The sequence below is a fragment of the Blastococcus sp. VKM Ac-2987 genome (genome assembly GCF_026967805.1).
In the GTDB taxonomy this organism is placed as follows: domain Bacteria; phylum Actinomycetota; class Actinomycetes; order Mycobacteriales; family Geodermatophilaceae; genus Blastococcus.
The window spans coordinates 1,554,117-1,568,207 of record NZ_JAPVBG010000001.1 but is presented as its reverse complement, the minus strand read 5'-3'; the positions used below and the strand labels follow the sequence as shown (position 1 = coordinate 1,568,207).

The window sequence follows — 14,091 nt, the reverse complement described above, 5'->3', positions numbered from 1 at the left end:
CCGGCGCCGTCCGCGGGTCACTGCAGGTCGACGAACCGCTCGACGTCGCGGGGGCGCCCGGCGATCACGATCTCGGAGCCGTAGGTCAGCACCGTGTCCGTACCCGCGTGCGTGTAGGCGTCGCCGCCCTCGGGCTTCACCGACACCACGGTGACCCGGTGCCGCTTGCGCAGCCCGGTCTGCCCCAGCGGGGGGCCGACGATCTCCCGCGGCGGCTTGGTCTTGGCGAACACCCACTGCGGGTCGAGCTCCACCCAGTCCAGCAGCCGGCCGGAGACGAGGTGGGCGACGCGCTCGCCCATCTCGTGCTCGGGGAAGACCACGTGATGGGCGCCGATGCGCTCGAGGATCTTCCCGTGCTGGCTGCTCAGCGCCTTGGCCCAGATGTCGGCCACCCCGAGCTCCACCAGCAGCGAGGTGGTGAGGATGCTGGCCTCCAGGTCGGTGCCGATCGCGACGACGACACGGCTGAAGTCCCCGACGCCGATCTCCCGCAGCGCGTCCAGGTCGGTCCCGTCGGCGACGACGACCTGGCCGAGCTGCCCGGACAGCCGCTGCACGATCTCGGGGCGGTGGTCGAGGGCGAGCACCTCCGTGCCGCCGCCGGCCAGCTCGAGTGCCAGCGCGGTGCCGAACCGGCCCAGGCCGATGACGGCGACCGGGTCCCTGTGACTAGCCAACGATGGTCCTCTCCTCGGGCAGCTGGTAGAGCCGGGCGCGTTCGCGCAGCGCCAGCCCGGAGGCGAGCGTGAGCGGTCCGATCCGGCCGATGAACATGAGCGCGACGACGAGCAGCTGCGCGCCCGGCGGCAGGTCCGCGGTGATGCCGGTGGACAGGCCGACGGTCGAGAACGCCGAGACGGTCTCGAACAGCACCTGCTCGAAGCCGAAGTCGGTGAGCGCCTCCATCGCGAAGGTGGCGACCGCGACCACCCCGATGCTGAGCAGGGCGACCGCCAGGGCCTGCCGCTGGTTGGTCGCCGGCACGCGGCGGCGCCCCACCTCGACGTCCGGGTCGCCCCGCAGCTCCGCCCACAGCACGTAGGCCAGCAGCCCGAACGTCGTCACCTTGATGCCGCCGGCGGTGCCGGCGCTGCCGCCGCCGATGAACATCAGCGCGTCGGTGAGGAACAGCGTCTCCGGCAGGACCGCGGACATGTCCAGGTTGTTGAAGCCGGCGGTGCGCGGCATGACCCCGGCGACGAAGCCGGCGAGGATGGTGTCGCCGGCGCCCAGCGGGCCGAGCGTCCGCGGGTTCCGCCACTCGGCGAGCAGGTAGCCGAGGGTGCCCACGACCAGCAGCGCGAGCGTGACGACCACGGTGATCCGGGTGAGCACCGACCACGTGCGCGGCCGCCGCCAGGAGCGGGCCAGCTCGAAGACGACGGGGAAGCCCAGCCCCCCGACGATCACCGCGGCGGCGATGGGCAGGCTCACCCACGGGTCGGTGACGTAGCCGATCAGGCTGTCGGCGTTGAGCGAGAACCCGGCGTTGTTGAACGCCGAGACCGCGTGGAACACCCCGCTGTAGACGGCGTAGGGCAGCGGCTCGTCGTAGCCGACGGCGAACCGGGTGGCCAGCACGACCGCGACGACCGTCTCGCTGACCAGGCTGAAGACGACGACCCGGCCGAGCACCCGGCGGACGTCGGCCGCGGACAGCGACTTGGTCTCGGCCTGGGCGACCAGGCGGGCCCGCAGCCCGAGCCGCCGGGAGAGCAGCAGCGCGAACAGGCTGGCCAGCGTCATGATCCCGAGCCCGCCGGCCTGGATGAGCAGCAGGATGACGGCCTGCCCGAACCCCGACCAGTAGGTGCCGGTGTCCACGGTGGCCAGCCCGGTGACGCAGACGGCGGAGGTGGCGTGGAAGAGGGCGGTGAGCAGGTCGGCGCGGCCGGGGCCGGGGGTGGCCATCGGCAGCGAGAGCAGCGCGGTGCCGACCGCCACGGCGACCAGGAAGGCCCCGGCGATGATCCGCCCCGGGTGCCGGAAGCCGCGCGCGGCGGTCGGCTGCGCCGGGACGCGGAGCGACTGCGTCACCGGCATCCACCCCGCGGCTGCAGGGTGGACGGGCGCGCCGGCCACCGGCGCCGGCCGGCCGCCGCCACGGCGCCGCCGACCGCGAACCCGGCCAGCACGTCTCCGGGGTAGTGCACGCCCACGTGCACCCGCGAGTAGCCGACGCCCAGGGCGAGCGGCGCCAGCACGGCGCCGGCAGCGGGGCTCTCCAGGGCGAGGCCGGTGACGAAGGCCGCGGCCGAGCTCGCGTGCCCGCTCGGGAAGGAGAGGCTGCCGGGCTCGCGCCGCAGCCGGCGCTCGGTGCGCAGGTTCGCCAGGTCCGGCCGCACCCGGCCGAACGCCCGCTTCAGGACGGCGTTGACCACGGCGCTGGACACCAGCATCGAGCCCGCCCCGCGGATCGCTCCTCGCCGCGACGGCCCGTCCCGCAGGCACAGGACGAGCGCGACCCCGACCCAGAGCCTGCCGTGGTCGGCGGCGGTGGACAGCCGGCGCAACCAGCGGTCGGCCGGCGTGGTGGGCAACGACCCGACGAGGGAGTGCAGGCGCACATCGAGGTCGCGGGCGGAGCGCACGGACGGACGCTAGACCTGCTGCCCGGGCTAGGCGGACACGGCGCCCCGAACGGGTCAGGCGCGGCCCCCGTCTTGATCAGGTCACCTGATCGTTCCGGGTCCTGGCTCAGCACCGGTGGTGAGCCAGGACCCCTAGTGATCAGGTGACCTGATCATCCCGGCGGGGTCAGGTCTTCTGGCGGGCGCGGTAGGCGGCGACCGTCGAGCGGCTCGCGCAGGTGTTGGAGCAGTAGCGGCGGCTGGCGTTGCGCGAGGTGTCCACGTAGACGTCGTCGCACCCCTCGGCCGAGCAGACGCCCAGGCGCTGCCACCCGTGCTGCACCACCACCTGGGACAGGCCCATCGCCACCGTCGTCGTCAGCTGCTCGAGGACCGGGGCGTCGGGGCGGGCGTAGTGCAGGTGCAGCTCGCCGTCGTGGTCGGTGGCGTACGGGCGTGGCCGGGCCAGCGCCAGCAGCTCGTTGAGCCGGGTGAGGACGTCGGCCTGCGACTCGGCCAGCGCGACGGCGCGGACCAGCCGGGAGGTGACGGCGGCCTTCTCCGCCTCGGACGGCGTGAGGTCCAGCGACGTCCCGGGCGTGAACCACTCGTCGTGCGACGTCAGGAACAGCGCCACACCGTCGTCGGGCTCCAGGTCGGCGTTGGCCAGGGCGATGGCCAGCTCGACCGCGGTTGACCCGTAGGTGTCGTAGTCCAATTGACTCCCTACCGTCGAGTCCCTAGTCTCGGGACTGCGTAGGCGGTCAACGGTCTTTGACCGCCTACTGTTCCTTCCCCTGCAGTGTGAAACGAGTTCAAGCGTGCGTGCCTATCTCACCGTCTGGCGGCTTCCCTCCGCCCCGGTGCTCCTCCTCGCCGGCTTCGCCGGGCGGCTGCCGTCGGCCATGGTGCCGCTCGCGCTGCTGCTCATGGTGCAGCAGCAGACCGGCTCCTACGCGATCGCCGGCCTCGCCGCGGCCACCCTGGGCGTCGCGTCGGCCGCGATGGCGCCGATCCTCGGCCGCCTCGCCGACCGGAAGGGCCCGCGCCGCATCCTGCTGGCCCAGGCCGGGCTCTACCCGTTGCTGCTCGGGCTGCTCGTGGTCGTCGTCCTCCGCGATGCGCCGACCGCCGCGGTCATCGCGGCCTCGGCCCTGGCCGGTGCGAGCACCCCGCTGGTCTCGGGCACCGTCCGGGCGCTGTGGTCCCGCACCGATCTGCGCTCCCGGCCCGCCGCCTACGCGCTGGACGCCACCGCCACCGAGCTGGTCTTCGTCGTCGGCCCCACGTTGGTCGCCACGCTGGCCGTGCTCGCCGCCCCGGCGTGGGCGGTCGGGGTCGCCGGCGCGCTGGCCGTCGTCGGCGCGCTGGGCATCGCCCGTGCCGCCCGCTCGTGGATCCCGGCCCCGGCATCGCGGGTCAGCCTGTTCTCCACCGTGCTCACGCCCGGCATGCCCCGCGTCCTGCTCAGCGGGTCGGCCGTGATGCTCGGCTTCGGCGCGCTCGAGGTGGCCATCCCGGCCTTCGCCGACTCCGCGGGCAGCCCCGGCATGTCCGGTCTGCTGCTGGCCGTCTGGTCACTGGGCTCGGTCGCCGGTGGCCTCTGGTTCGGCGCCCGCGTGATGAGCGCGTCGCTGCCCCGGCAGTACCGCTGGCTGCTGTTCGGCGTCACCGTCGGCCTCGCGCCGCTGGCCTGGGTCTCCAGCCCCTGGGCGCTGGGCGTGCTGCTCTTCCTGGGCGGGACGGCGATCGCTCCGACCCTCACCGTGCAGAGCTCGCTGGTCGGCTCGCTGGCCCCCGTGCACGCGACCACGGAGGCGTTCACCTGGCTGTCGACCATCACCGTCGGCGCCTCCGCCGTCGGTGCAGCCCTCGGTGGCGCGCTGATCGAGGGGTCATGGGGCGTGCCCGGCGCGCTGGTGCTCGCCTGCGCCGGAGCCGCGGCGGCCGTCGTCGTCACCCTGGTGCCCGGCCGCCGTCCGGCGCCCCGGACGGCGGCTCCGCGGGAGCCCGTCGCCGCCTGACCGGTCCTCCTCCCGCAGCACCGCGCTGGGCTCTGCATCCATAAGTCTCGACTTATAGATGCTGCCGGCCGGACGGTGCGCCCGTGCACGCCTTCGACGTCCTGGGCGACCCGGTCCGGCGGCGACTCCTCGAGCTGCTGGCCGACGGGGAGCGTTCCGCCGGCGACCTCGCGGCCGCCGTCGGTGCCGAGTTCGGGATCTGCCAGCCTGCGGTCTCGCAGCACCTGCGGCTGCTGCGCGAGAACGGGTTCGCGCGGGTGCGCGCCGAAGGCACCCGGCGGCTGTACGCCGTCGATGCGGCACCGCTGCGCGACGTCGACGTCTGGCTCGACCGGTTCCGCCGGTACTGGGACCAGCACCTCGACGCGCTGGCCACCGAGCTCGCCCGTGGTCGCCGTGCCCGGCGCACCCCGGGCGGGCCGGCACCGACGTCCGCGGGCGAAGGTCCCGTGGTCGGCTCTGAGGAGGAGTCGTGAGACATCTGTTCGACGAGCTGGACGCCACCCGGCGCGACGTGCTGCGCCGCGCGGACGGTGACGCGGAGGACGTCGTCGTCGTCCTCCGCCGCCGGTACGACGCCGAGATCGACGACGTCTGGGACGCCATGACCGACCCCGCTCGATCGGCCCGCTGGCTGGGTCCGGTCGCCGGCGACCTCCGCGTCGGGGGCGCCTTCAGTTCGAGGGCAACGTCGGCGGCGAGATCCGGGAGTGCGTGCCCCCGCAGGCGCTGACGGTGACGTGGGGGGCGCCAGAGAGCCTGGTCCGGGTCCGGCTGTCGCCGGACAGCGAGGCCACCACCCTGGAGCTCGAGCACAGCGTGCCGTTCGCCTTCGCGGGCAGCGGCGCCGGTGGGCTCTACGTGGGCCCCGGCTGGGACGTCTCGGTGCTCTCCCTCGCCCTCCACCTCCGCGGCGAGGCGGTGGCGGACCCGGCGACCTGGGAGAACACCCTCGAGGTGCAGCGGTACTCCGAGCGGACCATCGTCGCCTGGGCCGAGGTCATCGCCGCCGGCGGCACCGCCACCGACGAGGAGGTCGCCGGGGGAGTCGAGGCGGCCCGGGTGCAGTTCACCCCGGACCTGGCGGACGCCCCGGCTGCGGGCGCCCGCGAGTGACGCGGGCCCTGGCGATCACCGGGCTGCCCCGAGGTGCCTCGGTGGTCGCCAGGTGCCGGACCCCGGGCTGGGAGGCCCTGGGGAGCGCTGGTAGTCTCACTCCTCGGTGGTTACGAGGTGACTCGGACCCCGGGAGGCTTCGCCTAGTCCGGTCTATGGCGCCGCACTGCTAATGCGGTTTGGGTTAATCCCCATCCCGGGTTCAAATCCCGGAGCCTCCGCGCACGACAACTGAACACCGGCACCCGTAGCTCAACGGATAGAGCATCTGACTACGGATCAGAAGGTTAGGGGTTCGAATCCCTTCGGGTGCACGTCTGGTTGAGACACCGAGCGGCCCCGCACTTCGACGGAAGTGCGGGGCCGCTTCGTCGTCCGCCCCGCTCCGAGCCCGCGCCCCGCTTTGCGGGTGCTCCTCGCGCTCCGGCAGTGCTGTAGGGCCCCCGGTGCGCGAGAACGACTCCCGGAGCAGGGCACGGACCGTCCCGCAACCACCTTCAGCGGGCTCCTCACGGGTTCCTCTGACGTTCGACTCCCCTCGTCCGCTGGTGTTCTCCGCCGACTGAACCGGGGTCCGGAGAACTTTGCGATCTCGTGACAGACCGGCATCCGACAGGCGCGGCGCCTCCGACGGGGGGTAACGAGGAGCGGGGTCCGCTCGCGTGGGCGCCACCGCTGCCGCCTGCACCGAGGAGTTACGTGCCGCCCCGTCCCGCCATCGATGGCCTGCCGCTGCCCGGCGTCGAGGAAGCGCCCCCTTCCCGGCCTCGCCGCAGCGGCGTGGTGCTGAACCTGGCACTGGCCGTGGTGCTCGCCGGGGCGCTGCTCGCCGGCCTCGCACTGCCGGTCGTGGGTGGGGCCTCGGTCGCCACCCGCGCCGGCGCCGGGCTGCTGCAGCCGGTCACCGACGAGCTGCTCGACCGGACCCCGACCAGCAACACGCGGGTGCTGGCCGCCGACGGCTCGCTGATCGCGGAGTTCTACCGGCGCAACCGCACCGTGGTGCCCAGCGAGGCGATCGCCCCGGTGATGAAGGACGCGCTGGTCGCGATCGAGGACAGCCGCTTCTTCTCGCACAGCGGCGTCGACGGCAAGGGCCTGGCCCGGGCGCTGCTGCGCAACCTCTCGGCCGGTCAGGTCGTCGAGGGCGGCTCCACGCTCACCCAGCAGCTGGTCAAGCAGATCCGGCTGCAGTCGGCCACCGACCCCGACGCCCGCGAGGCGGCCACCGACGAGAGCGTCGGCCGCAAGCTCCGCGAGGCGCAGCTGGCCCTCGCCATGGAGGAGCAGTACAGCAAGGACGAGATCCTCACCCGGTACCTGAACCGGGTCTACTTCGGGGCCGGCGCCTACGGCGTGGCCGCCGCGGCCGAGACCTACTTCGACGTGACGCCGGACGCGCTCACCCTCGCCCAGGCCGCCACCCTGGCCGGGCTTGTGCAGAGTCCCGCCCAGTACGACCCGTTCGTGGCCCCCGAGCGGGCCACCGAGCGGCGCGACGTCGTCCTCGCCCGGATGGCGGAGCTCGGCCTGGCCGAGCCGGCCGCCGTCGAGGAGGCCCGCAGCGCTCCCGTCGTCCTGGCTCCCGGGGGAGGCGAGCCGCGCGGCTGCCGCGAGGTGCGGCTGGGCGCCTTCTTCTGCGACTACGCCCTGAGCTATCTGACCGACACGCTCGGCATCTCCCGCGAGCAGATCGACACCGGGGGCCTCACCGTCGAGACGACGATGGACCCGGCGATCCAGCGGGCAGGGGACGACGCCGTGCTGCGAACCCTGGCCCGCGAGGACTCGCGCGCCGGCATCTACACCGCGGTGGAGCCCGGCACCGGCCGGGTGCTCGGCATGGCGGTCAACCGCCTCTACGGCGCCGTCGAGGGCGACCCGACGAGGACGACGGTCAACCTCAACGTCGTGGCCGGTCAGGGCACCGGGTCGACCTACAAGGTGTTCACCGCGGCCGCCGCGCTCGAGCAGGGCTACGGCATCGACCACGAGATCACCACGCCCGACCCGTACGTGTCGACGGTGTACCGCGACGGCGACGGGCCCTACGACGTCGCGAACGCCGGCCGCTACCGGCAGCGGCTGGACATGGAGCAGGCGCTCTACATGTCCTCGAACACCTACTTCCTGGCGCTGGAGGACCAGCTCGGCAGCGTCGAGGCGCCGGTACGCATGGCGCAGCGGCTGGGGCTGGCCTCCCTCGACCCCGTCGCCGACCAGGTCGTCGCCGAGAACCGCGGCTCGTTCACCTTCGGCGCCGAGGCCACCAGCCCGCTGCACCTGGCCAACGCCTACGCCACGCTCGCCGCCGGCGGCACCCGCTGCACGCCGACGCCGATCTCCCGTGTCCTCGACCGCGACGGCCAGCCGCTGCTGGGCGAGGACGGGCAGCCGCTCGGCGGCCCGCGGTGCGAGGGGGAGGTGGTGGCTCCCGGGCTGGCGCACACGATCAACCAGGCGCTGCGCAAGGACGTCGAGCCGGGGAACCCCGGGCAGACCGGTCGCCGCGCGTACGTCCCGGGGCACGAGATCGCCGGGAAGACCGGCACCACGCAGGACAACTTCTCCGTCACCTTCGTCGGCTACACGCCCCAGGTGGCGGCCAGCGTGATGGTCTACAACCCGGTGGAGAACCAGGACGTCGGCGGCTTCGGTGGCGGCATGCCCGCCCAGATCTGGCACGACGCCATGCAGCCGATCCTGAGCGCGCGGGAGCCGGTGCCCTTCGCGCCGGCCGACCCGGTCTACGTGCAGGGCACCCGGGAGACCGTTCCCGGCGGCTGCGTCGGCCGGTCCGCCGACCGCTGCCGCGGCCTGCTGGGCTCCCGTGACCTGGGGACGAATCAGGTGCGCGTCGACAGCTCCCGGCCACCGGGCGTCGTGGTCGGCATCGACCCCGGCCCGGGGGCGGTCGTCGATCGGAACAGTGCCGTGACGGTGCTGGTCAGCAACGGTGCCCGGTGGACGCCGCCGCCTCCGCCTCCGCCGAGCCCGGAGCCGCCTCCGCCGCCGCCGCGCCCGGAGCCGCCTCCGCCTCCGCCGCGCCCGGAGCCGCCTCCGCCTCCGCCGAGTCCGGAGCCGCCTCCGCCTCCGCCGAGTCCGGAGCCGCCTCCGCCTCCGCCGCGCCCGGAGCCGCCTCCGCCTCCGCCTCCGCCGCGCCCGGAGCCGCCTCCGCCTCCGGCGGAGCCGACGCCGGAACCGCCCCCGGAGACGGCATAGCCGACGCCGAGGGCGGTGGGGGAGGAGTGGGGGCGGGGGGCCGGCTCTGACGGTCTGGCCGCGTTGGTCGGTCTACCCAGCAGTGGGTAGCCACTCGTTCCCGGCTACCCCCGCCCACTTCCTACTGTGAGCCAGGTCACAAGAGGAGTCAAGTCAGCACCGGGATGTCGCGGTGCGCGGCAGGACCGACCCGGCCGGCCTCACGGTCAGCCGACCCGGCGGAGGATCTCCGGGTTCAGCTGGTCCACCGCCGTGTGCCCGGTGAGACCGAGAGTCAGGTCGAACTCGCCCAGCACGTCGGAGACGACCTGCCGGACACCCTCCTCGCCGGCGAGCGCCAGCCCCCAGGCGAACGGCCGGCCCAGCAGCACCGCGCGGGCACCGAGCGAGACCGCGGTGAACACGTCGGCACCGGTCCGGACGCCGCTGTCCAGCAGCACCGGTGCCCGGTCGCCGATCGCCGCCACGACGTCGGGCAGTGCGTCCAGCGCCGGGACGGAGCGGTCGACCTGCCGCCCGCCGTGGGTGCTGACGACGACGCCGTCCATGCCCTCGTCGAGCGCGCGCCGGGCGTCGTCGGGGTGCAGCACGCCCTTGAGCAGGATCGGCAGCTTCGTGCGGGAGCGCAGCCAGGCCAGGTCGGTCCAGTTGATGGACGGGCGCGAGTAGATGGACAGGAACGTGTCGACCGCGGCGCGGGGGAGCGGCGAGCGGAGGTTGTCGCGGAACGAGCCCGGCCACGCCCTCGCCATGCTCACCAGCGCCTTCACCGCGGCCGGCGTCGGGCGCGGCTGGGGCTCCTTCGGCCCGCCGGCTGCCGCGCGCTCCTCGACCAGCCGGCGGAAGACCGGGTCGGAGGTGTACTGCGCGATGCCCTTGCCGAGCGCGAAGGGCAGGTGCCCTAGATCGAGGTCGCGCGGCCGCCAGCCGAGCATCGTGGTGTCGAGGGTGATCACGAGGGCCTCGCAGCCGGAGGCCTCGGCCCGCCCGATCAGGCTCTCCACCAGCTCGTCGGAGGTGGACCAGTACAGCTGGAACCAGCGCGGGGCATCGCCCATCGCCGCCGCGCACACCTCCATGGGCACCGAGCCCTGGTTCGAGAAGACCATCGGCACGCCGGTGGCGGCGGCCGCCCGCGCCACGGCGAGATCGGCCTCGTCGTGCACCAGCTCGAGAGCGCCGACCGGGCCCAGCAGCAGGGGAGCAGGCAGGCGGCGCCCGAACAGCTCCACCGAGGTGTCCCGGACGCTGGCGTCGCGCAGCACCCGGGGCACGACCGCCCACCGGTCAAAGGCCGCACGGTTGGCGCGCTGGGTCACCTCGTTCCCGGCACCGCCGGCGACGTAGGCGTAGGCGCGCGCGTCGAGCACCCGCTTCGCGCGCTCCTGCAGGCGTCGGATGCCGACGGGCACGCGCGGGGAGTGGCCGAACACCCCGGCCCGGTAGACCTCGTTCTGCCGCCGCCGCCCCACGCCCGCTGTGTCCACGCGGCCACCGTAGTGACCCGCCTCTCACCGGTTGCGGGGCCCTCGGGTGGCCATCCGGTGATTGCCCGGTGGCCTCCCGGGGAAGCAATGTCCGACACGCCGCACGACACGCGCGACACGCATGTAACGGGCTGGCGACGAAGCGTCACTTCAGGCATCATCTGGAACTCAAGTGCATCGGAACAGGAGGACGGCCTGACCAGCAGGTTCGAGCGAGCTGCCGAGCCGGCGTCCACGACGTCGTCCCGGGTGGCCCGCGGCGCGTTCTCCGCCGGTGTCGTGACCGGTCTGCTCGTCCTCCTGCTCGGCGCCGCCGTCTCCGGGGCCGCCCCGGCGCTCGCGATCGACGACCCCACCCGTCCCGACGTCCGCGTCACCCACGGCCCCAGCTGCCGACCGGGCGGGATCGTGGTCGAGGTGGTCGCGGGCACCGCCCCCTACGACGTCCGGCTGACCACCACCCGCCGGCCCGCCGGCGAGGACGAGGCCACCCTGGCCGCCCAGGGCAGCGTGGTGCTGCGCACCGGCGACGTCGCCCCCGGCGAGACCATCGACCCGCGGGTGGAGTTCACCGCCCGGGACGGCTCGGGCTTCGCCTACGCCGACGAGCTCGCCGACTACACGCTCACCCGGCCCACCGTGGCGGACTGCGAGGCGGCGCTCTCCCCGCCGCCGCCCCCGCCGGCGCCGCCCACCGCCGCGGTGGAGCCGACGAGCCCGAGCCCCTCGGCGTCCGCCGGCGGGACGACCGCCGGCTCCCTCCCGACCGCACCCCGGACCCCCCGCGGGACCACGACGCCGGACACCGCGCCGCCCACCACGACGAGCAGCGGCGCGACGACGACCCCGAGCGCGGGCGGCGCGACGCCGGTGGCCAGCACGCCGTCCCGCTCCGCCGACACGGCGGCCGCTCCGGCGCCCGGTCGCCCCGGCCCGAGCGGTACCGCGCAGGTGCAGCCCGGCGGCACGGTGACCCTGCACGGGGCGGGCTTCATCCCCGGTGAGCAGGTGCGCATCCTGCTGCACGGCAGCGACACCCTCCTGGCCACGGCGACCGCGGACCGCGACGGTGAGGTGCGCGTCGACGTGCGGATCCCCGCCGGGGCGCCGGCCGGCCTCGCGACGCTCGACCTCGTCGGCGCCGACTCGGCCGTGAGCACCGGCGTCGACCTCCGGGTCGCCTCGGCCACCGAGCCGGTCGCCCCCGCCCGCGGCGCGCTCTCGCTGGCCTCGCTCGTCGCCGCCGCGGTGGCCCTCGTGGCCACGGCCGCCGGGCTGGTGTCGGTCGTGGGCCTGCAGCACGCCGATCGCCGAGGTCACGGCCCGGTCCCGACCAGCTGAGGTCGGTTTCGCCGGTTCGGGATCAGGGGACGGAGAACGCGTGCCACGGTCCGAGGACGCGCTCGCGCGCGATGTCCCCCGGGACACCGCCGCTCTTCCCGGAGCAGCTCCCCGGCCCGCCGAGACGTGGTTGCGCATCGTGCAGGTGCACGACCGCATCACCCGGCGGGTCGACTCGGCGCTCCACCGCCACCACGACCTCTCCCTCACCGGCTTCGAAGCGCTCCGCCGACTCGCCGAGTCGCCGGGGGAGCGGGCCTCGATGGGGGAGGTCGCCGACGCCGTCGGCCTGTCCCGGCCCGGCGTCACCAGCACGATCAACCGCCTGGTGGCCCAGGGGCTGGTGATCCGGGAACGGGCCTCGGGGGACAGGCGGCTGCTGCACGCCCGGCTCACCCCGGCCGGGCGGGAGCGGGTCGAGGCCGCGCGGGTCACCCACGACGACCTGGTGGCGCACCTGCTGGGCCTGCTCGGTGGCGACGCCGCCGTCGTCACCGACGCCCTGGCCCGCGTCTCGGCGGCCACCAAGACCCGCTGCTGAGGTCGGCGCCCGCGCGCTGGTGGGTGCCTCGCGCCGGCCCGGACCCCGCCGCGTACGGTGCGCTCCATGGGCGCGCAGGGTGAGCCGGGCCACGTCCGATCCGGTCGGGCGGGGGTGGCGGCGTGAACGGGGCGCAGGCCCTCATCCGGACGCTGATCGACGGCGGCGTCGACGTGTGCTTCAGCAACCCGGGCACCTCGGAGATGCACTTCGTCGCCGCGCTCGACGCCGTGCCCGAGATGCGGGGGGTGCTCTGCCTCTTCGAGGGTGTGGCGACCGGTGCCGCGGACGGCTACGGCCGGATGACCGACCGGCCGGCCGGCGTCCTGCTGCACCTCGGCCCCGGGCTGGCCAACGGGCTGGCCAACCTGCACAACGCGCGCCGCGCCGCGACGCCGATGGTCACCGTCGTCGGTGACCATGCCGGCTACCACAAGGAGTACGACTCCCCGCTGGAGTCCGACATCGACGCGCTCGCCGGCACGGTGTCCCGCTGGGTGCGCCGCTCCGGGCAGGCCGCCGACGTCGCGGCCGACGCGGCGGCGGCGATCGCCGCGGCCTGCTCGCCGCCCACGGGGATCGCGACGCTGATCCTGCCCGCCGACGTCTCCTGGTCCGAGGGCGCCGAGCCCGCGGCCCCCGTGCCGGCCGGCCGGCCGAGGACGGTGCCGGACGACGTCGTCGCCGAGGTCGCCGCGCTCCTGACCTCCGGCGAGCCCTGCGCGATCCTCGTGGGCGGGGCCGCGACGCGGGAGCCGGGCCTGCGGGCGGCGAGCCGGGTCGCGCGGGCGGCCGGCGCGAAGCTGTACTGCGAGACCTTCCCGGCGAGGCTGGAGCGCGGAGCGGGCCTGCCCCCGGTCGAGCGACTGCCCCGGGCCGGGCAGCAGGTCGCGCAGCGGCTGGCCGGCGTCCGCCACCTCGTCCTGGTCAGCGCGCGGCCGCCGGTCGAGTTCTTCGCCTACCCCGACCGGCCCAGCAGCCTGGTCCCCGACGGGTGCCAGGTGCACGTGCTCGCCGACGGCGGGGACGACGTCGTCGCCGCGCTGGGCGCCCTCGCCGAGCTCGTCGGTCCGGACGCCGAGGCCGACCGGCAGCCGCTGCTGCGCCCCGAGCTGCCCACCGGCGTGCTCACCCCGGACACCGTCGGCGCCGCGCTGGGCGCGCTGCTGCCGGAGGGCGCGATCGTGGTCGACGAGGGCGTGACGTCGTCCCGGCAGATGCCGTTCCCGACCGCCGGCGCGCCGCGCCACGACTGGCTGACGCTCACCGGCGGGGCGATCGGCCAGGGGCTCCCGGTCGCCACGGGGGCGGCGGTCGCCCGCCCCGGGCAGCGCGTCGTCTGCCTCGAGGGCGACGGCAGCGCGATGTACACCATCTCGGCGCTGTGGACCCAGGCGCGGGAGTCGCTCGACGTGACCACCGTCGTCTTCAGCAACCGGTCCTACCGCATCCTCGAGGGTGAGCTGCGCAACGTCGGGGCGGAGGCGTCCGGGCCGCGCTCGCGGGACCTGCTGGAGCTGTCCCGGCCCGATCTCGACTTCGTCGCGCTGGCCGCCGGGATGGGCGTCCCCGGCAGCCGGGCGACGACGGCGGAGGAGTTCGCCGAGCAGTTCCGCCGGGCGAACGCCGAGCCCGGACCGCACGTGATCGACGTCGTGCTCTCGGTTCCCTGACCGAGTCCGGATCGTTGTCTTTTCGGGCGGCTGCAGGGTTCCCCCTGTGATTGAGTCCCTGGTGATCCACACCACCGGCCGGGCGCTCCCGGCAGAGGTGACCGGTCAATGGTG

Annotated in this window: 13 protein-coding genes and 2 tRNA genes; 10 read left to right on the top strand and 5 right to left on the bottom strand. The window is 74.8% G+C overall.

From position 1 onward, the window contains the following. Positions 1–17 precede the first annotated feature (17 nt). From O2W17_RS07810 to O2W17_RS07795, 4 genes are all read right to left on the bottom strand, one after another. Positions 18–680 (bottom strand): potassium channel family protein, encoded by a 663-nt coding sequence (locus O2W17_RS07810; protein WP_269191832.1) that lies wholly within the window; start codon positions 678–680, stop codon positions 18–20. After that, positions 673–2,040, bottom strand: a complete 1,368-nt coding sequence (locus tag O2W17_RS07805; RefSeq protein WP_269191831.1) for a TrkH family potassium uptake protein — start codon at positions 2,038–2,040, stop codon at positions 673–675. The genes O2W17_RS07810 and O2W17_RS07805 overlap by 8 nt, the downstream gene beginning before the upstream one ends. Beyond that, complete coding sequence (locus O2W17_RS07800; protein ID WP_269191830.1) at positions 2,037–2,594, bottom strand: phosphatase PAP2 family protein; 558 nt, start codon at positions 2,592–2,594, stop codon at positions 2,037–2,039. The genes O2W17_RS07805 and O2W17_RS07800 overlap by 4 nt, the downstream gene beginning before the upstream one ends. A 166-nt stretch (positions 2,595–2,760) precedes the next feature. Then, entirely contained in the window at positions 2,761–3,291 is a 531-nt protein-coding gene (locus tag O2W17_RS07795; protein ID WP_269191829.1) for a CGNR zinc finger domain-containing protein, read from the bottom strand. 103 nt (positions 3,292–3,394) lie between these two features. Here O2W17_RS07795 and O2W17_RS07790 point away from each other — a divergent pair, with 103 nt between their 5' ends. From O2W17_RS07790 to O2W17_RS07760, 7 genes are all read left to right on the top strand, one after another. After that, a complete protein-coding gene (locus tag O2W17_RS07790; protein ID WP_269191828.1) occupies positions 3,395–4,597 on the top strand; it encodes an MFS transporter in 1,203 nt (400 codons plus the stop codon). A gap of 83 nt (positions 4,598–4,680) precedes the next feature. Further along, a complete protein-coding gene (locus tag O2W17_RS07785) occupies positions 4,681–5,073 on the top strand; it encodes an ArsR/SmtB family transcription factor (RefSeq protein WP_269191827.1) in 393 nt (130 codons plus the stop codon). Continuing rightward, a complete protein-coding gene (locus O2W17_RS07780; protein ID WP_269191826.1) occupies positions 5,070–5,330 on the top strand; it encodes an SRPBCC domain-containing protein in 261 nt (86 codons plus the stop codon). Before O2W17_RS07785 ends, O2W17_RS07780 begins: the two co-directional genes overlap by 4 nt. Then, the gene (locus O2W17_RS07775) at positions 5,312–5,713 is read left to right on the top strand and encodes a hypothetical protein (RefSeq protein WP_269191825.1); all 402 of its coding nucleotides are present in this window, start codon (positions 5,312–5,314) and stop codon (positions 5,711–5,713) included. The genes O2W17_RS07780 and O2W17_RS07775 overlap by 19 nt, the downstream gene beginning before the upstream one ends. Before the next feature lie 132 nt (positions 5,714–5,845). Beyond that, positions 5,846–5,934: transfer RNA gene (locus tag O2W17_RS07770), tRNA-Ser, on the top strand. Positions 5,935–5,954: 20 nt separating this feature from the next. After that, positions 5,955–6,027: transfer RNA gene (locus O2W17_RS07765), tRNA-Arg, on the top strand. 385 nt (positions 6,028–6,412) lie between these two features. Continuing rightward, positions 6,413–8,935: a penicillin-binding protein gene (locus O2W17_RS07760; RefSeq protein WP_269191824.1), complete on the top strand. Its 2,523-nt coding sequence runs from the start codon at positions 6,413–6,415 to the stop codon at positions 8,933–8,935. A 206-nt stretch (positions 8,936–9,141) separates the two neighbouring features. On the opposite strand, the gene O2W17_RS07755 is transcribed toward O2W17_RS07760, so the two are convergent. After that, a complete protein-coding gene (locus tag O2W17_RS07755; RefSeq protein WP_269191823.1) occupies positions 9,142–10,422 on the bottom strand; it encodes an alpha-hydroxy-acid oxidizing protein in 1,281 nt (426 codons plus the stop codon). A gap of 279 nt (positions 10,423–10,701) precedes the next feature. On the opposite strand from O2W17_RS07755, the gene O2W17_RS07750 reads away from it, so the two are divergent. The 3 genes from O2W17_RS07750 (at position 10,702) to O2W17_RS07740 (ending at position 13,977) form a co-directional block, all read left to right on the top strand. Continuing rightward, entirely contained in the window at positions 10,702–11,763 is a 1,062-nt protein-coding gene (locus O2W17_RS07750; RefSeq protein ID WP_269191822.1) for a hypothetical protein, read from the top strand. Between the two features lie 40 nt (positions 11,764–11,803). Further along, entirely contained in the window at positions 11,804–12,304 is a 501-nt protein-coding gene (locus O2W17_RS07745; protein ID WP_269191821.1) for a MarR family winged helix-turn-helix transcriptional regulator, read from the top strand. Positions 12,305–12,426: 122 nt separating this feature from the next. After that, a complete protein-coding gene (locus O2W17_RS07740) occupies positions 12,427–13,977 on the top strand; it encodes an acetolactate synthase large subunit (RefSeq protein WP_269191820.1) in 1,551 nt (516 codons plus the stop codon). Positions 13,978–14,091 lie beyond the last annotated feature (114 nt).